Source organism: Microcoleus sp. w2-18bC1, from assembly GCF_036700365.1.
Classification (GTDB): Bacteria; Cyanobacteriota; Cyanobacteriia; order Cyanobacteriales; family Microcoleaceae; genus Microcoleus.
This window is the reverse complement of the sequence record NZ_JAUBOS010000001.1, coordinates 1-18,732: the sequence shown is the minus strand read 5'-3', so window position 1 is coordinate 18,732 and position 18,732 is coordinate 1. Positions and strand designations below refer to the sequence as shown.

Below are 18,732 nucleotides of genomic sequence, written 5' to 3'. Positions count from 1 at the left end.
GCAAATTTTAGGAATTTAGCCGTTTGGCATAATAACGAATTGCACCAAGTTCAGTTTTGATCGAATCTTCAGCTTTATCAGGCGTGATATCTTTCATCTCACCGCCGATCAACTGAAAAATATCTTGAGCCTGCATTTCCAACAGCCACTCATTGAACTCCGATCGCCCTACCCTTTCGCCGATCGTCCGTCGCATCCGATAAATCGGCACTAAATCGTCTAAGTTATAATCCCGGTTCAAGCTGTCATACACATCCAGCGCCACAGCCTTAAAATCGTCATAGGATGCGATCGTCCCTACATCCCCCTTCGCTTTCTCAACCCGAACACTTGCCGCACCATCCTGATGCCGAATCCACTTCAACAAAGAATTTCCCAGCCGAGTACCAATTTGAGAACCATCAAACTCAAACAGAGAATCCTTACTTTTCAAGCCTTCCGCTAAAACTTCTTTCCCCTTCGCCGTCAATTCCACCAGCGTCACCCGATTTACCAGCGAATACTCGATCGCCCCAGTTGCCTGCAACTCGCCCAGCACTTCCACATATCTCTGACTCGTCTCATTAGTCCGCACAATCCGCTTAGTCAACTCCCCCTTTTTCACCTTCATCTTCCCGCCGCTCAAATCCCACAAATTCAGCAGTACCCGAACTTTCGCCTTCGCATCCCACACCGCTTGCTCTTCCGGTGTCAAAGTTATAGGCACCGCAATTTCACTTTTCTCAGACATATCCATACCTTTAAATACTTGTTTTTACTTTTAAATTTTACCAGAAACCTTGCTGAGAAACATTTAAACTTTTTCCCAAAAATCCGCGCGAGGGTACGCACAACTTATGCAAATTTCATTTAAAAATAATAGGCATTGACTAAAATGTGATTGTTTGATAAAATAGCGAATCAAACAAGCGCTGACTCTTCAAATTCTCTGCACAAAATGCGACCGAAACAATTTTAAGCACAGCCCGCTAGGCTCTAGCAACCTCAACAAATGTAGCGATCCCAACCGCAGCTAATAACCCGGAAACCAACGTAACTGCGACTTTAGTTCAATGCTCGATTCTGCCTTTAGAAAGACGAATTCAAGTTAAACATCTTGTTACATTGCAATGGCAATCAAAACATTGAACAAAATTTTACCCATGAAAACTATTCCCGACCAAATTTCCAACATCAAAGACAAACTTCCCGACTTTACTCCCACACCTCCCGGTTTAAAAGCTCAAGCATCTAGCCACGACCTCAAAGCCCGTTTAGATTGGGGCGAACCCGGACTCACAATCATCGACGCTCGTGATTTTGAAAGCTTCACCAAAAGCCACATTACCGGCGCGGTAATGATGCCAATGGACGAATTAGTCGGCCGAGCACAATCGAGTTTAGAACCCATCCGCGATATCTACATTTACGGCGAAAACGACGAACAAACCGCCGAAGCCGCCAATCTTCTCCGTGCAGCAGGCTTTAGAAAAGTAGCCGAACTAAAAGGCGGAATTCCTGCTTGGAAAGCCATTGACGGCCCCATGGACGGCGCTGTCGAACACAATACTCCCGGCCCCGACGCCTATAACGTTTTTTCTCGCTTGCAACACCACGCCGAAGCTCAGAAAATCAACAAATAATCACACCGAATACCTAGATACCCGACTTATTGAAGAAGTTGGGTATCTAACCAAATAATTTGTTTGTAGTAAGGAATCGAACTCTCTCTTAAAGCTTGCAGTCACTAAGCACTAAAGTCCTTACTACAAACTTAATTGCGATCGTATAACCGGACTAGATATTAACATTCGCGGACGCAAAAGTGCTTTAACAGGCTACTTATAGCGTAAAGTGAATAATGCACATTCTACATAAACAAGTGTGTGTAGCCAAGACTGATTAACACTCCTTCCTCGCGTCCAAAAATGCTTTGACTTCCCTTAAAACTTGCCGATTCCCATCAAAAGTAATCAGCTTAACTGCATCCTCAAAGGAACTCCAGGCCGAATTTTGAACTTCCTCTACTTGCAACTGAACTTCCATTGAATTTACAAAAGCCAAAAAGTAAGTAACAGTCTTTTCAATTGATTCCCCTTCCTTCGCAGAGGAATAATGTTCCACAGAACTAGGCTTCCCTTCCTTAACAAAGGAATAACGTTCCACAAAACTAGGCTCCTCAAGCACTTCACAATCGCGGATGCCAGTTTCCTCCTCAAACTCCCGCTTCGCAGTTTCTAGCGCCGATTCTCCCGGATTCGCGTGACCTTTTGGAAACGCCCAATGTCCGGCTTGATGTTGAATCAACAAAAACAAACTATCAGTTTCAGTCGCAAAAACTGGCACAATGCCAAAAGCTTCATCTTTCATCTTTTTACTGACACGATTTTACATATCAAAACTAATATTACCACCCCAACCGAGTCGGCTGTTCGTAAACCCGCTTCAAAGTATTAACATCCCTCGCTGAAATAGGCGGAGGATTTCTCACCTGAGAAAAATAAAGCACATCAGTTTCCATCAAACTGTGACCCCAAATTCCCAAAGCGTGACCCAACTCGTGCCGCGCCGTCGCCGGAATATACTTACCCACTTGAGTCGGATTCAAATAAACCGAAAACCGATGAGATAACACAGTTTTATCCCCATCCCGACGGGCGTACAATTCATAGGTAGCCTCTCCAGAACGCGATCGCAAAACCCCTTGACGCAAAGGCGGAGCCCGACGTAAAATCCTAATATCAGCCACCTCCGAACTATCCACCACTTCCAAAGGCAAATAAACCCCCCATTCCCGCACCACATCCAACACAGCCGCCACCCATTCTTCAGACTTATTAGCATCAACAGGACGCTCAATATAAACCTGAATCGGAAACTTTGACCACAACAAATGACCGAAATTTGGTGGCTTAACCTGGTCAAAATAATCACCACTATCCGTCGAATCTTGCCAATTGGCCAGCGTGGGCGGCAAAGGGTGAACCTGTGGATTCGGCAAACTATTAGGGAAAGAAGAAAGATTCGCCGCCGGAGTATTAACCTGAGTAAAAATTATCAGGATAAAACAAAATAAAGCCAATCCCAAACCAGCCAGCAATCGAGATTTTACCGTAACTTTCCACAACCGCATTTTTGCAACCGCAGATAGACACAAATAAACGCAGATGAACTTGAGATTATCTGCGTCTATCTGCGTTCATCTGCGGTTAAAAATCCAAATCTTATAACTTAGGCGCCAACCAACCAGCACTCAAAATCACAGTCAAACCCATAAAAACAATAGACAGACCCCAAGTAATCCGGTTCAGACTTGTTTCTGCACTCTTGGCGCTGGTAAACAATTGAGCTTGTCCGCCAATCCCTCCAATGCCATCGCCTTTAGGACTGTGCAGCAACACAAAAACCACCAGTCCTAAAGCAGACAAAGACCAGATAACTTGTAACACAGAAACAATATTCATAATCTGGAGTAATTGGTAATTAGTAATCAGTAATTTATTATCATATCAAATTTGGTCGATCGCCCGCAATTTATGCAGGGACACAGTGCTGTGTCCATAGGTGTCAACTTAAACCTGAAAGCCTTGATAAATCTCGTTTTTACCTGAGTCCAGATCCCCCTAAATCCCCCTTAAAAAGGGGGACTTTGATCCATTTCCGGTTTCCCCCGATCCTAGGGGCGGTGCCCCCGTGCCCGCCCTTGGCTAGGGGGGATCTAGGCTTAATAGTCAAACAGCATCCTGTGACTGGGTTTGACGTTAAATTGACACGAAGAAGGGCGAAAACCTTTGTCCCTCATCCTGCGTCCCTACTAGAGTCGGACTCGCACCGGAGTGCGATTGGCACGAACTTCAAACTCAGGCGATCGTATCATAGAGCGTCCCGTCATCTCCGGGGGCTGAGGCAACCTCAACAGCTCCAGAATCGTCGGCGCAATATCCGCCAAACAACCGTCCGCCCTCAGAGGAACATCCGTTCCGTGACCCGGAATCTTCCGACCTTCACCCTCTACCAGAATAAACGGCACCGGATTAGTAGTGTGAGCCGTCCAGGGATTTCCGTCCTCGTCAAACATCTGCTCAGCATTTCCGTGATCAGCAATAATAATTGCCGTTCCCCCAGCTTTACTAATAGCGCTCACCAGCCGCCCCAAACATTTATCCACAGTTTCGATCGCAATTATCGTCGCATCCATCATGCCCGTATGACCAACCATATCCGGGTTAGCGTAGTTAATCACCATAAACGAATAGATGCCTCTTTCCAAAGCCGTCACCACCCCATCCGTCACCATGTCCGCCGACATCTGGGGCGCCTCATCGTAAGTCCCCACCATCGGGCTCTGCACCAACTCCCGGTGTTCCCCGATAAAAGGCTCTTCCAGACCCCCATTAAAAAAATAAGTCACATGAGCGTACTTTTCAGTTTCCGCCGTCCGCAACTGCTGCAAACCGTGCTTAGAAATCACCTCGCCCAGAATATTGTTCAAATTCTGCGGTTCAAAAGCCACCATTACCGAAAGTTTCGGGTCGTACTGAGTAAAAGTCGCAAACGCCAGCGGCTCAATTAACTGCCGTTCAAACCCCTTAAAATCGGGAGATACAAAAGCCTGAGTCAATTCTCTAGCCCTGTCCGGGCGAAAATTAAAGAAAATTACCCCATCCCCGGATGCCACCGCCCCGCGCGAAATCCGAGTCGGAACTGCAAACTCGTCGGTCACTCCTTCAGCATAGGAGGCCTGCAACACATCCACAGCCGATCGACCGTCAGGAGCACCCTCAGTCGTCATCACCTCGTAAGCGCGCTGCACCCGATCCCAGCGCTTGTCCCTGTCCATCGCGTAGTAGCGACCGCTAATAGTCGCAATCCGACCGACCCCTACCTCTGCGATATAACTTTCAATCTTGCCTAGAGCTTCGACACCCTCTTTCGGAGTTGTATCACGGCCGTCTGTAATCGCGTGAATGCAAACCTCAGAAATTCCCTGTGCCTTTGCTAATAGCAGCAAACCCTTAATATGACTGAGATGGGAATGAACCCCACCTTCAGAACAAAGACCAGTTAGGTGCAACTTACCGCCCGTGACGCGGACTTTCTCGCAAAGCTCAACCAGCGCCCGGTTGTCGAGCAAAGAACCATCTTCCACTGCATCCGAGATCCGCACCAACTCTTGAGGAACGACGCGGCCCGCGCCCAGATTCAAGTGACCAACCTCTGAGTTACCCATTTGCCCGTCTGGCAGCCCTACCGCCCGGCCCGATGTTTTAATCAGAGTTCTGGGATAAGCAGCCCAGAGACTGTCCATCACGGGTGTTTTCGCAGCGGCGATCGCATTTCCGTCTTGTTCTTCACGATAACCCCAGCCGTCTAGAATAATCAGCACTACAGGAGATACAGACGCTTGTGCCATGTGAATACCTTATTTACAATAATTAATTTCTCGATCGTCATGATTTCCGATTTTGCGGAACATCTGCCGCTAATCAGTTTACATATTTTCTAGGCTCCGGCTGAACAATGCCAACCAAAATTCCCTCAGCCACAGCATTTTGGGAACTTATTTCGACCGGCTTGGCGAATTGTTTAATTGATTGCCTTGGCTTGTACTGTGAATCGTTGTCGCAGACTGTTACCGTTCTCACCAACAGCAGCCGTGCTTTTTTGGCCGGATTTCACGGATAGTTTAACCGTCGGTGGCTCTTGAAACACTAAGAACAATACCACATTTGGTTACATTTTGCTACCGCCTCAACCAATAATTTTAAAAGCCTTGACCGGGCTGCGAATCACTTTATAGGAAACGAGTTGAGCAAAAATTCCTTGCCTACTCCGCTCACTTTCAGCGAACATAAAATTCTACAACATCTTTTTTAATTTTGACATCGTAATTGCCAAAGAAATCGTGACCGAGCAGACCTATGGGCATTTGTTTCGCGATCGCCACTTCGACATTTTGGATCACAGCACCCCCAACCCGAATCGATCGCACTAGACCGATCGGGAACTCGACAACGCTACCGTCAGCGATCCCCGCTCTGATGGTACGCACCGGCCTCACTCCCAGTGCAGTAGCCATCCGCTGAGAAATCAAAGTGCCGCTCGCCCCGGTATCGAGAATCATCTCAAAAGTCTTGTTGCCATTGAATACCACATCAATCACCGGCGTCCCGCCAGCGCGACGCTTGATTTTAGCTTGAAATACCTGTGGATTCCCCCGTGGCTTAGGGGGTTGATTTGCTGGGGGTTTAGCGCCACCATTTGATGGGTTCCAAAACTGAGAGTACAATTGGCCAGTTGTGAATCCCGATCCCGTTATAGTCCGATTCCCTACCCTTCGGGAACCCCTGCGGGGAACGGGATAGCTGCGCCGCGCGTGCTGCTGGGAACTCACATCGGGCAGCAATGTCATCACCTGAGTTTCTGGCTGATGTGAATCAGAATGTACCTCGCCCCCCACCGATCCCAGACCAACCAAAACGCTCGCACAAACCAAGCCCGATCGCCAAATCCGCTGGAGAATCACTTTTGCCATTATCTTAAATACCTTAATTGCTTCAATATTTCCCACAACGAGCGCCATTGATATCCTAACTTGCTCCACAAAACCCAGCGGCCGAAGAGTCCGATCTGATCGTGAGGAAAACTTGGCAATTTTCAAGCGATCACATAACATCGAAACACAGATAAACTGATAAACGGCAACAGGCTGTAATTGCAGAGCCTTGTTGGATATCTTGAAATTAAGCATTTGGGGGCGATCGGCAATGCACAAACTTTTATATTTTGCGACTATAGGACTACTAGCTTTCTCGATCGGAGGATGCGGTGGCGACGAGGGTAGCAACACAGCCAGCCCCAGCCCCAGCCCCAGTGCAGCCTCTCCATCTCCGACCGCCTCTGCCAGCCCCACCCCAGCAGCTCAGGCTTTCCCGTCCCCAGTAGTAGCCGCCCAGCCTCCAGGGTTAATTCGATCGACCAACCCAGACGAACGGGCCAGACAGGCTCAAACAAATATCGGCGACAACAAGGACAGGAATCCAACGCTTCCGCTTCAGCCCGTGCCCCAAGGCCCTGTGACAGCCAATCCTTCTCAGTTAGACCCCTTTGGGCCGCTGCCGCCGATCGTATTACAAATCCCTCCAGGAGCCAACGGAGCGGGTGGGACTACCTCAGAACTCCCCAAACTGCCACAGCGACAAGTTGCCGTGCTACCCGAACTTCCCGAGTTATTGGCTCCCCCCCCACTTAACAGGCCTAATCAGACGGTTATCCCCATGTCACGCACGGATCGTCGAGGACGCACTCAGCAACTACGAGATGGATCGGGAAATTTACTTCCGGAAGGTGATGGGGCGCAAATTGACTCGCGTCCCATAGTTCCAGGGCCAACTGCTCCTCGGTTAGGTGGCGGTGCCGGTGGCAGAAATGGTTCCTTACCCGGAGGCAGCACCGGGGGACAAATTGGCTTGCCACCCATAGTTCCGGGGCTAGATGCTCCTCAGTTAGGTCGTAATCGTACATCCCCGCCTGGACTCGAACCCATTGCAGCGAGACCCATAGGAGTGCCGGATCTGCCGGAACTGCCAGTAGACAAGCGCCCCCCCCAATGGAGAGACCCCAATGCCAGGGTAAGAAGAGGTCCTGGCACCCGTCCCCCTGGAACTACTGGGCCAATAGGAGGTAGAGCCCAAGATGCGCGGAATCCGCAGCGTCGCCCTCCAGCACCCCCGCGCCCGCCCCAACCAATAGCAGCGAGACCCATAGGAGTGCCGGATCTGCCGGAACTGCCAGTAGACAAGCGCCCGCCCCAGTGGGTAGACCCAAATCCCCCGCCGCCTCCCGTGATCCCAGTAGTTCCGCCACCGCCTTCTACTGACCTCGCTACAGGCACTGAAGTCAGTGGGGTGGTAAAAGTCGGGAACGAGACGCAAGTGATTGTCAAAGTACCGAATGAACCAACCAGCCGATATGTCAAAGTCGGGCAGCGGCTGTCTAACGGGCAAGTGTTGGTGAAACGGGTCGATCTCAAGCAAGGAGCAGATCCGATCGTGATTCTGGAGGAAAACGGCGTTGAGGTAGCCAAAGGTGTGGGCGAAAAACCCGCCAGTCGCCAACCACAACCAGCCAATGCAGTTATTAGCCGTCTCCCAAATCCGAATAGCTCAACGCGACGCTGAAAATTGACAGTAAAGCAGGAAAAATGCTAAAGGCAAAAATTAGAGTTTTTGCCTTTTTGCATTTAGGGCAGATCTCAAACCTGAAGGTAAAATTAGTACAGGGATTAAAAAATAGACGACTTTTCAGTGAGTATTAGCTTCTAGAAAATCCCTATTAGTAATTGAAGTTCAAGGAGATTGATCATGCTCGGTTCAATTCAAAAATTAGGGATGGTGATATTAGTTGCTTCTTCTATCGGCAGCGCTACTAATCTCTTCAATCCCCAGCCATCAATGGCTCAAGCAACACCTGATCCAAAACCCGAAGAAGAAAAACGCTCTCCCTTCTGCCAAGGCAGCCTTCCTACGGGAAGAGTGAAATGCAATTACGAGACAGGCGATAACTACGAGGGAAACTTCGTTAACGGCCTCCCCGACGGCAGCGGAGTTTACGTGTACGCTAATGGCGATCGCTACGAAGGACAATTTCGGAGGGGAGTGCCCAATGGTAGAGGGACATTCATTTTTAAAGATGATGGCCGCTACATAGGCGTGTTCCAAGACGGCACGATGAGATCTGGGACGGTGGTTTTCCCCAACGGTGAGCGCTACGTGGGAGACTTCGGAGTCGTCCAGAACCTTCAGACTAAAGTTATTAGCAGCCAACCAGCAGGGCGGGGTCAATTTTTTTATACTAATGGCGATCGCTATGAAGGACAATTCTTTGCAGGTTCCCCCTTTGGCCCAGGGGTATTAGTACGCAAAGACGGCACTCGCTGTTCTGGCAGGTTTTTTAATCAAGAACTTGATGCTAGTGTCACCTGCACTTTCCCCAACGGGACGCGCTATGAAGGAGAATTGCGAAAGGGAGTGCCTCACGGTGTCGGGACGATGATCGATGCTAGCGGTAGGCGCTTTCCGGGGGTATTTCGCAATGGCAAGCCCGGAGTTTCGTAAAGGATAAATGATTGAGGTTTTCAGCTAACTTTTGACAACAAATGGGATAAAAGACAAAGGACAGAAGAAGATAATATCTAACAGCGCATAGGAGCAAGTTGATTGATGATTTCCCGTTCTTGGACCAGTGGAATCGCTTTATTAGTTGCATCAGTGTTGGGAATTGGTAGTTACGCGACTTATCCTTTGCCCTCAATGGCGCAAGGAACAGAAGCTAGAACCGGCCGCTGCGTGCCAGCTATCGCTACAGGTAGAGTTAGGTGCGATTATGACAGCGGTGATAGCTACATCGGACAGTTCGTTAACGGTTTGCCCAGTGGCGCTGGGGTATACATATATTCCAACGGCGATCGCTATGAGGGGCAGTTCCGTCTGGGCAAACCAAATGGTCGAGGACAATTTATATTTAAGGACGACGCCCGCGTCGAGGGCATATTCCGAGATGGCAAAGTTAGTTCCGGGACCGCTATTTTTACTAATGGCGATCGCTATATAGGGTCGTTTTCTCTTGATCAAAAAGTAGGCGTGCCCACGGGACAAGGCCAATTCATTTTTGCTAATGGCGATCGCTTTGTGGGTCAATTTTTAGGAGGCAAGCCTTTAGGTACAGGAGCGTTCACCCGCGCTGACGGCAGTCGGTGTTCGGGACAGTTCTATACTCAAGAACTTGATGGCAGGGGTAACTGTTCGTTCTCCAACGGTATCCGCTATGAGGGAGAGTTACGCAAGGGATTGCCTCACGGTAAAGGCACAATTATCGATACCAGAGGCCGGCGAATTCCGGGAGTATTCCGCGACGGCCAGCGGCAAGAGCAATAAACTGGGAATAAGTGCGATCTATTAGTAAGGGCAGGTTGAGGGCTAATAATTTTTGCACAAAACCTGCCATTGCTAGGTTTTAAAGTCAAAACTATTGATAATTTATGACCGGCTTTTTCTCAACCGAATTGCTAATGTTAAATATCCACTTAATCGAATTAATGGAGGCGTTTTGATATGACAACTACTGCTTCTGCTTCCGGCCGCACCGGCCAGTTTCCCTTCGACTTTGCCCCGCAGCCCACTCAAGATGCTGATTTGTTGCGACAACTCAATTTTGTGCCCGGTTTGAAGGAAGTCTTGACTTTGCGCCAAGTTCATGCTCTGGAACACGCTACTGTTTGGGTACTGGGCCAATCGTTTGGTGCGACGACAGCAAGAACCGATAATGAGTTATTGGGCGGGATGTCCACAGACCAAGGGTTTTATCTGTATGGCCACGTTAACATTGCACAGTTGCGTCAGGCAGTGCGCGAGGCTTGGCAGCGGATTGCCAGCGGAGAGTGGGATTTAGCTGTACATCCCCGCTGTGGCACGAATTTGTCGGTGGCAATGCTGCTAACGGCAGGACTTGCTGTTGGCATCAATTTAGCCCTGCCTCGCGGGCCCATTCTGCAACTTTTAGGTTTGGGTGCAGCGGCTGCTGCTGCGGCTCAGTTAGCCCCTGATGTGGGAGCTCTGGCTCAGCGGTACGTTACAACTGCTATTCCGTTTAATTTGAGTGTTGTTGATATTACTGTAAGTCACGACTTCTGGGGACGCGAAGCTCATTTTGTGCGGGTGCGTTGGGTTGAATAGTTGCACAGTATCAAGGGCGATCGATATATCTAACTCATCTGCGTTAATCTGTGTTTATCTGCCTGTATCTGCGGTCAAAAAAATAGAATTTTGCAACCGCAGATGACAAGGGATTGACGCGGATTCACGCAGATGAAAAGCATAGATATCTGAATAATTCCGATGCAGGGCGGATTTGATATAACTAATAACAATTAACTTATGACTTCTGGGTCATCCAAGCTCCTAAATGCGATCGGGATCTACTCCTAATTCTCGCAACCTCGCCGCCAATCTTTCAGCCCGTTGGCCCTGCTCATCAGCCCGTTGGCGCTCCACCGCAGCTTGCTGCTCAAGTTCCTGGAACCGAGCTTGTTCTGCTTTAATCAACCCTTCAACTAATGGCGGAGACAGTATTTCATTCACTGATAATGTCAGATTGGGAAATACTACAGATACCATTTGTTGCCCCGCCCTAAAATCTGTCTGGGTATAGATATCTTCACCTTCAGGAAAGGCTAAAACTCGCACCAATTCTTTGTTAGGTGTAGGGTCAATAATTACATATTCAGGTACGTTAGCTAGTTCGTACTCAGCTCGTTTAATCACATAATCGGCGCGCCGATTTTGACTCACTACTTCTATGACTAACAGGGGCTTTTCCTCAAAATCGAGGATACCAGAACCTGGTCTAGCAGCAGCTTGTTCCAAAAGACTTTGAGTGCAAACAACTACATCAGGAATCCGAGAGGTATCTTCTTCTGTTCTTACTCCCAGACCTGTTTTTGCTACTAAGTCAAGATTGTGTTCAGCTAGGTAACGCTGCAATTTGTAAACTAAGTATTCGCAAATTTTGATATGTAAAACTGTTGCGGTTGGCATCGGAATTAATTTGCCTTTGTACAGTTCATATTGTAGATCGGAATCAGTTTGATAAAATCGGTATTCTTCAAAGGTCAAGGTGGGTGAAGTATCAATTTGCTTTGATTCAACAACTGGCACTACAGATTGAGACATATCTTTTCACCGATGTCGATATAATTCTATTATATTCAATCTGCCTCGATCTGGGTGCATTTGCGGTTAAATATTCCCAATTTATCGCTCGCACTCGCCAGCAGAATTGTCAGAGAATAGTTGAATAGTGTAAAATCAACTTTGCGATCGCCCCGACAACTCGACCTCACCCTTCTTTACACCATCCGAGTTCCTATGTCAATCAAAAAGATTCTTTCCATAGCGCTGTTAATTTTCATCCCCATTTCCATCGCCGCTGAGTATTTGCACTGGGGCTCCCTCGCAGTTTTCATCACATCCGCTTTAGGCATTATACCTCTGGCGATTTGGTTGAGCACAGCAACAGAAGAAGTGGCGATCGTTACAGGCCCCTCCATAGGCGGCTTATTAAATGCAGTCTTCGGCAATGCTACGGAATTAATTATTGCAATAGTTGCCTTGAAAGCTGGCTTAATTGACATTGTGAAAGCCAGCATAACCGGTACAATTATCAGCAACTTGCTCTTAGTCATGGGATTTTCCATGCTGTTAGGAGGAATTCGCTACAAAGAACAAGAATTTAAGCCAATTATCGCGCGAGTGAACGGTTCGACAATGACTCTAGCAGTGATTGCCATCCTGCTGCCGACAATGGTAATTTACACATCCAATGGAGTCGAACCCGCAGCCATTCAGAATCTTTCCTTAATAACTGCGATCGTCCTAATTGCAGTTTACGCTCTAACTCTGCTATTTTCCTTAAAAACTCACAGCTATCTTTACGATGTGAGCTTACTAGAACTAGAGTCAGAAAATCCTCAAAATACCAAAGAGGAATCTACTGTACACAAACCGAATTTGTGGTTGTGGATAGGAGTGCTAGTTGCCTCAACTGTTGCTGTTGCTTTTGAATCAGAAATTTTCGTGGGTGTTGTCGAAGAAACTACCAAAGGATTGGGATTGACGCCACTGTTTACAGGGGTAATTCTGTTGCCGATTGTTGGCGGCGCGGCCGAGTATGTAACTGCGGTGGGAGTTGCCATGAAAAACAATATGGATTTGTCAGTTTCTGTCGCAATGGGTTCGAGTTTGCTAGTTGCTTTGCTGGTAGCGCCGGTGTTAGTAATTATCGGATTAATAATTCATCAGCCGATGGATTTAAACTTCAATCCTTTTGAAGTAGTTGCAGTTGCCATTGCCGTGACAATTGCTAATCTAATTAGTCTTGACGGGCGATCGAATTGGCTCGAAGGAGTGTTGCTTTTAGCAACATACATCGTGTTAGGAGCCGCATTTTACTTTCACCCCATTACTTGATTTCTCGTGGAACAGGCACTCCGACCTGTTCCACAAAAACTCAATTAATTTTCTTAACTGGTTCCTAGGCTCTGCCTGGTAACGAGTAATAACTTATCTTGTTTCTGGTTTGTTATTCCTCTTTGTCTTCTGGCCTGAATTAAATAAAATAATTTTTGGACAGAAAGTAGTTAAGGACAGCGACATTGTTGAACAGGAAAACACTCTTGTCTGCAACTTCTTTTTCTGCCTTTACGATCGCGACAATCAGAAGTATCCCGACATTCTACCTGATCTTGACAAATTTGCTGACGGGGAAAAGTACCTAAGTTTTGTATAGAAACTTCAGCCGTAAGCGCACCCTGTTCTATAACTTGGTCATTTTCTTTAATTTCATAGAGAAACTTATTTTCTCCCTCTAAAACCGAAAAAGTTCTTGTTTTGTGACTGTTACCCAACTTAAATCCAAAATCCTCGGAGAACTCACCTTTATTGTAACCTCGGTCTGTGTAAGGATAGGGATTAGTTTCCATGCCATCAGTCACATTTTTAATCATTACCCTTCTGTTAGGACCGGGAGGAGTCTTGCTGGAGACAAATCGAGCGCTTTGCGAATCAGGGGAGAAGACAGTACCGGCACACGGACCTACATATTCAGTGCGCTTAAATTGAATTAAATTAATATTAAAAGCGTTTTCGTTTTTGACCCTAAATTGTGCTTCGCTAGTCTGCTGGGCGCTAACTGTGAAAGCTGCTAGCGCCAAAAAAATTGCCCCCAGAAAAATAGCTAGAAATTTGATTTGTGGCCTCCCCGTAACAAATCTGGCGTGTTCCATCTCTCTCTACCTCTCAGTTGAATAGATAGCATTTTGTTTAGAAGTTATTTTAACTTGAGAGCTGATGTGTTGTCAAAGTAGATCCAATAGGTTTCTAGTGAGGACTTGAGTCTTTGATCCTGAGTTGCGAAAGGGAAAACTGAACTCCTGAGTGCGTGCGAACTTTGTGGAGTCAGGAATGAAGTCCTGAGTACGAACTTAACTACCAAGTTACTCGATCGCGCCATCTCTCTAAAAGCTTGTCCCCAATGCCCTGAACCCGCGCCACGTCGTCCAAAGAGGTGAAAGGTTGCTGTTTGCGCGCTGCAATAATTCTCTCGGCTAACTTCGGGCCAACCCCAGGCAAAGTTTCTAATTCTTCCTGAGTCGCGGCATTCAAATTAACTAACTTTTTTCCCGCAGCAATTTGAGGTTTAGCTGTCGCCGATTTTGATGCTGCTTGTAGTGAATCGCACTCTTTTTTCTTAGCGTCAATTCTCTGTTTGATTCGGGCGGGAATTCCCAAGGTTGCACCTTTGTAAAGCCGATCGAACTCCCGCTCAAAATGGGCTGCAACTACGGGACTCTCGATCGCCAGCAGCGTCTCGTCATTCCCGTGATTTGCAGCCTCACTCCAGTTGTGAGAACCTGTAAGCACCGTTTTGCCGTCCACAACGCCGAATTTGTGGTGCAGGCGATCGCCCATTGGTAACAGCGGGACTCCCACAGTAGTCAGTGGCTTTCTCCAAGGGCGATTGTCAGTTTCTAACCCGCAATCTTGCATCAAAGTCGCCCCCATCATATCCAACCCTTCACTGTAAGAGCGATAAATAAAATTAGAGTCAATTAAAGCTCGCACCGCAACTCCCCGGCTAGCTTCAATTTCCAAAGTATTTGACAACCGCTGAGCCGAAAATACAAACAATGCCAAATCGACCGACTTTTTCGCACTACCCAAAGTTCGATTTATCAAACTGTTAACGCTTTTTTCCCAAGGCAAAGTCTGGGAGGTCGGCGAAAATTGCACCGCAATTGTCGAATTCCCTACTCTTACTTTTTGCACTTGACGAAACGGCTTTTTGATGCCAAACTTGCTGTCCGGTTTTCCTCCGGGCCCGTCGCCCCACATGAGGTTAAATTCTTGAGTAAATAGTTGCGCTATTTGAACATTTTCAATTCTCACCAAATTGTTCGCATTGCCGCGACTTGCTGGTGTCTTGAAATCGCCATGTATATCACTTGTGGTAAAATTAGCAGAAGTGACGATTACGGTTTTGCCATCAATTACCACAAATTTGTGGTGCATCAAACCGCTGCCTTTACTGCCGTCAGCAGTGTCATCAATTACAGGAATACCCGAATCCTTGACAATTACCAAAGCATCATTTTGCTTGATTTCATCGGCAGTCAATTTACCGTCTTTATTGCGATCGGCAAGTTGGACAAATTCGCTATAACGATCGCGCTCTCTTTCCGGTAATTTCGCTAACTCCTGACCTCTAAAATCGCTCCAAGGGCGACTATACATATGTTCAACAATTAATCTCACTTTAATTCCCGATCGCTGTCGATCGGCCAAAACCCTCGCAATACTGGGCAAGCGAAACTCCTGAACCGCTACATCTACCGTCGATCTAGCACTGGCGATCGCCACAGCGACCAATTTTTCCAAATCATCTCCAGGTCTAGTTTGCTGGCGGTAAGGCTCTGTATAACTCGAAGCGATCGACTGATTGAAGTATACTTGCAACAAGGGGTCTTGAGGCAATGGAGCCAGACTGAGAGGTAAATTCTGCACGTCTTGCTTTGTTTGTCCGCAGCCCGCCAGATTGATCGCCACCAGCCCAGCACAACACAAACCGAGTAAATGATAATAAAATACAGTCACAAAATTTTAAACAAAATAGAGGTTATTAGCCGAACCAAAGTTCAAAGTTATTGGATCAAGTAAAGTTACAACTTATTAAATTTATGCAAGGGAACAGATTTTACGTCTTGTAGAACTGCCTCGATGCCGGAAGCATCACTGGTAGGGTAGCAGCATTCAGGGGCGTGGGTCAAACCCTATACCGCTGCTTTATGGCTAAAAGAAAAACAATTTTTCCGTGCGGTCACAAAGGATATGGTAAAGCGTGCCATCGCTGCACGCAAGAGTTGGTGGCGCAGCAGCATTACGTTGAAGTGCTGGCAGAAAAACAAACCAAAAAACAAGAGAGGGAAGCATCATTTGCTAGAGATATCATCGATCTCAGAGGCCTGCCCGACCACGTAGTTACTAAAGCCCGGTCAATTATAGCAGCTTTGGGCGACAATAAGAATTACAGAGATTTCGGCGGCAAACGCCTGCGTCACAACCGTTTAATAATCAGTATTCCTGTAACTCGCAACTACAGAATGCTGTGTGAAGATTGCGGCACTTTCTTAATTCCCCAAAAAGTATTGTCCCACGAAGACTACAACGTCTGCAAACCAGGAAGTCATTAGTCAGTTGACAGTTGGCAGTTGACAGTTGACAGCTTGCAAGAGAGAAGGGTTGGGAGTTGAGAGTTGACTGTTGGGAGTTAGGATTTGACAGTTGTGAGTTGGCTTGGCCGTTATTAGTTGGCAATTGGCGGTTGCGATCAGTCATAATTTAACAATCATGAGTCATGAGTCAATAATCATTTATGCCTTTAGGATAAGTGCCTTATTCATTAGGTAGTCAATCATTCATTATTAGTTCGTCATTTAATTAAAGCCATGCAAATTTATCTCGACTATAGTGCTACAACGCCGACACGCCCAGAAGCGATTCAAGCCATGCAAAAAGCTCTCACTCAGCAGTGGGGAAATCCTTCCAGCTTGCACGAGTGGGGACAAAGGGCTGCGACAGCTTTAGAATTAGCAAGAATGCAGGTTGCTAGCTTGATTAACGCGCTACCGGAATCGATAATTTTTACGAGTGGTGGCACTGAAGCGGACAATTTGGCAATTATGGGAATTGCCCGTCTTTATACAAAGCCGCAGCATATTATTATCTCCAGCGTAGAGCATTCCGCAGTAGCAGAACCGGCGCGACAACTCGAACATTTGGGATGGGAAGTGACGCGCCTACCGGTGGATAAATTTGGGCGAATTCACCCTTTGGATTTGCAAGAGTCGCTGCGATCGAATACAGTGTTAATTTCAATCATTTACGGACAAAGCGAAGTTGGCACGCTGCAACCAATTGAGGCATTAGGACAAATTGCGCGCGATCGCAATATCATGTTTCATACCGACGCAGTTCAAGTTGCCGGCAAGCTGCAAGTTGACGTACAGAAACTGCCCGTAGACTTGCTTTCTCTTTCGAGTCACAAACTTTACGGGCCACAAGGTTCCGGGGCGCTTTACGTGCGTCCGGGAGTTGAATTAGTGCCAATGTTAAGCGGTGGTGGCCAAGAATTGAAAATGCGTTCCGGGACACAAGCGCTGCCGGCAATCGTCGGTTTTGGGGTGGCGGCGGAGTTAGCATTGCAGGAAATAGATGTGGAAACACCGAGGTTAATTGGATTGCGCGATCAACTTTTTGACCGATTATCCCACATACCCAGTTTAGTACCAACTGGTGATCGATATTGTCGGCTGCCGCACCACGTCAGTTTTTGCATAATCTCCCCTTCCTCCCGCCCTTACCAGCAGAGAGATACAGGGCGAATCACAGGCAAAACTCTAGTGCGGCAGCTAAATTTAGCAGGAATTGGCATTAGTTCCGGTTCTGCTTGTAGCAGCGGCAAACTAACTCCCAGTCCGATATTATTAGCAATGGGATATGACGAAATCGGCGCAGTGGGTGGAATTCGCTTGACTCTAGGACGAGAAACCACAGAAGCTGATATCGATTGGACAGTAATTGCGATCGAGCAAATTGTGGATAGATTAATGCCAAAGGTAGCATTATCTAGGCGTTAGCAGGAAGAAAAGTCTGCGGTTACAATTCCCAAGAAACCGGGTCTTTTCCCATCTCATCCCAATCTAACGAAGTATTCCCATAAAAACCCGGTTTCGACGCATCCACCTCTCCCAGACTAAACGAAATTCATCTGCGTCCATCAGCGTACATCCGCCGACATCTGCGGTTAAAATTCCCAAGTGAAGTAACTCAGAAAACCCACCCCAAGCATGATAAAATAAATCCCGGTGTTATTCACAACTCCCCACCATGGACGAAAACCGCGCCCAAGCCTATCTGCAATTAATTCACACCCTGCTGAATGCCCCCAACGGAGACGAAGCGCAAATATTACAGGATAACTCAGAATTACTCGATCGCGGATTTCTGGAAACGTGCGAGTTAGTAGCATCAACCTTGGCAGAACAAGGAGGGGAAAATGGCGCTAAATTCCTCCGACATCTAGCTAGTTACCTAGCGCCGCTCATAGATATGAACGATGACGTAGATAGCAATAACTCTGCCAGTGAAAATTTCCAAGAGTATGCAAATTTTTTCCTAGAATTATTGCAAGCCGAACAAGATAGCAACGGGGATATAGCAGTAATTTACCCTATGCTGGAAGGGCGACAACATCTCCTTAATGCTACTTTTGCCGAGACTTTACAGCAAGTGGCGCCGAAGTTAATTGCCGGCGAAAACTCAGAAACAATTAGCTCAATTATCGGTCTTCTTGAAAATTTGAGTATTCATATTAGTGACTTTCCCAGTGGGAATAGAGCGAATAATATTGAAATTGCCATTACTGGTTATCAAATGGTTTTAAATAATCGCGAACCTGGTAGTGAAAAATGGACGCAAACCCAAAATAATCTAGCTACTGCCTACAATAACAGAATCAACGGTTCGCTGGCCCAAAATCTGTAAGGGGTAAAAACCAGGCGGTTGAAAGAGACTGTTGGCGAATGTCTGAGGGGTTTCACCCCTCAGACATCGCCGTCCTGAATAGGCAGAATGATTGTGT

The 18,732-nt window shown here is 47.1% G+C and carries 18 protein-coding genes; 9 read left to right on the top strand and 9 right to left on the bottom strand.

Annotation, left to right across the window (positions count from 1 at the left end):
* Window positions 1-7: 7 nt before the first annotated feature.
* Window positions 8-730: a hypothetical protein gene (locus QT979_RS00090; protein WP_333307333.1), complete on the bottom strand. Its 723-nt coding sequence runs from the start codon at window positions 728-730 to the stop codon at window positions 8-10.
* A 412-nt stretch (window positions 731-1,142) separates the two neighbouring features.
* Here QT979_RS00090 and QT979_RS00085 point away from each other — a divergent pair, with 412 nt between their 5' ends.
* Window positions 1,143-1,622 (top strand): rhodanese-like domain-containing protein, encoded by a 480-nt coding sequence (locus QT979_RS00085; RefSeq protein WP_333307331.1) that lies wholly within the window; start codon window positions 1,143-1,145, stop codon window positions 1,620-1,622.
* Between the two features lie 259 nt (window positions 1,623-1,881).
* On the opposite strand, the gene QT979_RS00080 is transcribed toward QT979_RS00085, so the two are convergent.
* The 5 genes from QT979_RS00080 to QT979_RS00060 form a co-directional block, all read right to left on the bottom strand.
* On the bottom strand, window positions 1,882-2,349 hold the full coding sequence (locus QT979_RS00080) for an NUDIX domain-containing protein (protein ID WP_333212086.1): 468 nt from the start codon (window positions 2,347-2,349) through the stop codon (window positions 1,882-1,884).
* Window positions 2,350-2,386: 37 nt separating this feature from the next.
* On the bottom strand, window positions 2,387-3,112 hold the full coding sequence (locus tag QT979_RS00075; protein WP_333307328.1) for a peptidase: 726 nt from the start codon (window positions 3,110-3,112) through the stop codon (window positions 2,387-2,389).
* Window positions 3,113-3,203: 91 nt separating this feature from the next.
* On the bottom strand, window positions 3,204-3,443 hold the full coding sequence (gene secG / locus QT979_RS00070; protein ID WP_015175238.1) for a preprotein translocase subunit SecG: 240 nt from the start codon (window positions 3,441-3,443) through the stop codon (window positions 3,204-3,206).
* Between the two features lie 350 nt (window positions 3,444-3,793).
* Window positions 3,794-5,392, bottom strand: a complete 1,599-nt coding sequence (gene gpmI / locus QT979_RS00065) for a 2,3-bisphosphoglycerate-independent phosphoglycerate mutase (protein WP_333212089.1) — start codon at window positions 5,390-5,392, stop codon at window positions 3,794-3,796.
* Between the two features lie 429 nt (window positions 5,393-5,821).
* On the bottom strand, window positions 5,822-6,562 hold the full coding sequence (locus QT979_RS00060) for a retropepsin-like aspartic protease (protein ID WP_333212091.1): 741 nt from the start codon (window positions 6,560-6,562) through the stop codon (window positions 5,822-5,824).
* Between the two features lie 154 nt (window positions 6,563-6,716).
* On the opposite strand from QT979_RS00060, the gene QT979_RS00055 reads away from it, so the two are divergent.
* The 4 genes from QT979_RS00055 (at window position 6,717) to QT979_RS00040 (ending at window position 10,712) form a co-directional block, all read left to right on the top strand.
* Window positions 6,717-8,159: a hypothetical protein gene (locus QT979_RS00055; RefSeq protein ID WP_333307324.1), complete on the top strand. Its 1,443-nt coding sequence runs from the start codon at window positions 6,717-6,719 to the stop codon at window positions 8,157-8,159.
* Window positions 8,160-8,342: 183 nt separating this feature from the next.
* Entirely contained in the window at window positions 8,343-9,095 is a 753-nt protein-coding gene (locus tag QT979_RS00050) for an MORN motif-containing protein (protein WP_333041824.1), read from the top strand.
* A 105-nt stretch (window positions 9,096-9,200) separates the two neighbouring features.
* On the top strand, window positions 9,201-9,914 hold the full coding sequence (locus QT979_RS00045; RefSeq protein ID WP_333212119.1) for an MORN motif-containing protein: 714 nt from the start codon (window positions 9,201-9,203) through the stop codon (window positions 9,912-9,914).
* Window positions 9,915-10,091: 177 nt separating this feature from the next.
* On the top strand, window positions 10,092-10,712 hold the full coding sequence (locus QT979_RS00040; protein WP_333307320.1) for a DUF6391 domain-containing protein: 621 nt from the start codon (window positions 10,092-10,094) through the stop codon (window positions 10,710-10,712).
* A gap of 225 nt (window positions 10,713-10,937) precedes the next feature.
* Here the strand turns inward: QT979_RS00040 and QT979_RS00035 are convergent, their stop codons facing one another.
* Window positions 10,938-11,708, bottom strand: a complete 771-nt coding sequence (locus tag QT979_RS00035; RefSeq protein ID WP_333307317.1) for a Uma2 family endonuclease — start codon at window positions 11,706-11,708, stop codon at window positions 10,938-10,940.
* A gap of 195 nt (window positions 11,709-11,903) precedes the next feature.
* On the opposite strand from QT979_RS00035, the gene cax reads away from it, so the two are divergent.
* Complete coding sequence (gene cax / locus QT979_RS00030; protein ID WP_333212121.1) at window positions 11,904-13,004, top strand: calcium/proton exchanger; 1,101 nt, start codon at window positions 11,904-11,906, stop codon at window positions 13,002-13,004.
* Between the two features lie 170 nt (window positions 13,005-13,174).
* Here cax and QT979_RS00025 read toward each other — a convergent pair whose 3' ends face one another.
* Window positions 13,175-13,819, bottom strand: a complete 645-nt coding sequence (locus QT979_RS00025) for a hypothetical protein (protein ID WP_333212098.1) — start codon at window positions 13,817-13,819, stop codon at window positions 13,175-13,177.
* A gap of 202 nt (window positions 13,820-14,021) precedes the next feature.
* Window positions 14,022-15,686 carry a DUF655 domain-containing protein gene (locus QT979_RS00020; RefSeq protein WP_333307314.1) on the bottom strand — a complete coding sequence of 555 codons (1,665 nt, stop codon included), beginning with the start codon at window positions 15,684-15,686 and terminating at the stop codon, window positions 14,022-14,024.
* Between the two features lie 191 nt (window positions 15,687-15,877).
* Between QT979_RS00020 and QT979_RS00015 the strand changes: the two genes are divergently transcribed.
* The 3 genes from QT979_RS00015 (at window position 15,878) to QT979_RS00005 (ending at window position 18,635) form a co-directional block, all read left to right on the top strand.
* Window positions 15,878-16,282: a DUF7682 family zinc-binding protein gene (locus tag QT979_RS00015; protein ID WP_333212102.1), complete on the top strand. Its 405-nt coding sequence runs from the start codon at window positions 15,878-15,880 to the stop codon at window positions 16,280-16,282.
* Between the two features lie 255 nt (window positions 16,283-16,537).
* Complete coding sequence (locus QT979_RS00010; RefSeq protein ID WP_333212104.1) at window positions 16,538-17,728, top strand: cysteine desulfurase family protein; 1,191 nt, start codon at window positions 16,538-16,540, stop codon at window positions 17,726-17,728.
* 250 nt (window positions 17,729-17,978) lie between these two features.
* Complete coding sequence (locus QT979_RS00005; protein WP_333212106.1) at window positions 17,979-18,635, top strand: hypothetical protein; 657 nt, start codon at window positions 17,979-17,981, stop codon at window positions 18,633-18,635.
* The last annotated feature ends 97 nt before the right edge of the window (window positions 18,636-18,732 follow it).

Excerpts from the sequence above, each read along its gene's own strand:
- QT979_RS00090 (WP_333307333.1), bottom strand. The coding sequence starts at position 730 with ATGTCTGAGAAAAGTGAAATTGCGGTGCCTATAACTTTGACACCGGAA.
- QT979_RS00085 (WP_333307331.1), top strand. The coding sequence starts at position 1,143 with ATGAAAACTATTCCCGACCAAATTTCCAACATCAAAGACAAACTTCCC.
- QT979_RS00080 (WP_333212086.1), bottom strand. The coding sequence starts at position 2,349 with ATGAAAGATGAAGCTTTTGGCATTGTGCCAGTTTTTGCGACTGAAACT.
- QT979_RS00075 (WP_333307328.1), bottom strand. The coding sequence starts at position 3,112 with ATGCGGTTGTGGAAAGTTACGGTAAAATCTCGATTGCTGGCTGGTTTG.
- secG (WP_015175238.1), bottom strand. The coding sequence starts at position 3,443 with ATGAATATTGTTTCTGTGTTACAAGTTATCTGGTCTTTGTCTGCTTTA.
- gpmI (WP_333212089.1), bottom strand. The coding sequence starts at position 5,392 with ATGGCACAAGCGTCTGTATCTCCTGTAGTGCTGATTATTCTAGACGGC.
- QT979_RS00060 (WP_333212091.1), bottom strand. The coding sequence starts at position 6,562 with ATGGCGCTCGTTGTGGGAAATATTGAAGCAATTAAGGTATTTAAGATA.
- QT979_RS00050 (WP_333041824.1), top strand. The coding sequence starts at position 8,343 with ATGCTCGGTTCAATTCAAAAATTAGGGATGGTGATATTAGTTGCTTCT.
- QT979_RS00045 (WP_333212119.1), top strand. The coding sequence starts at position 9,201 with ATGATTTCCCGTTCTTGGACCAGTGGAATCGCTTTATTAGTTGCATCA.
- QT979_RS00040 (WP_333307320.1), top strand. The coding sequence starts at position 10,092 with ATGACAACTACTGCTTCTGCTTCCGGCCGCACCGGCCAGTTTCCCTTC.
- QT979_RS00035 (WP_333307317.1), bottom strand. The coding sequence starts at position 11,708 with ATGTCTCAATCTGTAGTGCCAGTTGTTGAATCAAAGCAAATTGATACT.
- cax (WP_333212121.1), top strand. The coding sequence starts at position 11,904 with ATGTCAATCAAAAAGATTCTTTCCATAGCGCTGTTAATTTTCATCCCC.
- QT979_RS00025 (WP_333212098.1), bottom strand. The coding sequence starts at position 13,819 with ATGGAACACGCCAGATTTGTTACGGGGAGGCCACAAATCAAATTTCTA.
- QT979_RS00015 (WP_333212102.1), top strand. The coding sequence starts at position 15,878 with ATGGCTAAAAGAAAAACAATTTTTCCGTGCGGTCACAAAGGATATGGT.
- QT979_RS00010 (WP_333212104.1), top strand. The coding sequence starts at position 16,538 with ATGCAAATTTATCTCGACTATAGTGCTACAACGCCGACACGCCCAGAA.
- QT979_RS00005 (WP_333212106.1), top strand. The coding sequence starts at position 17,979 with ATGGACGAAAACCGCGCCCAAGCCTATCTGCAATTAATTCACACCCTG.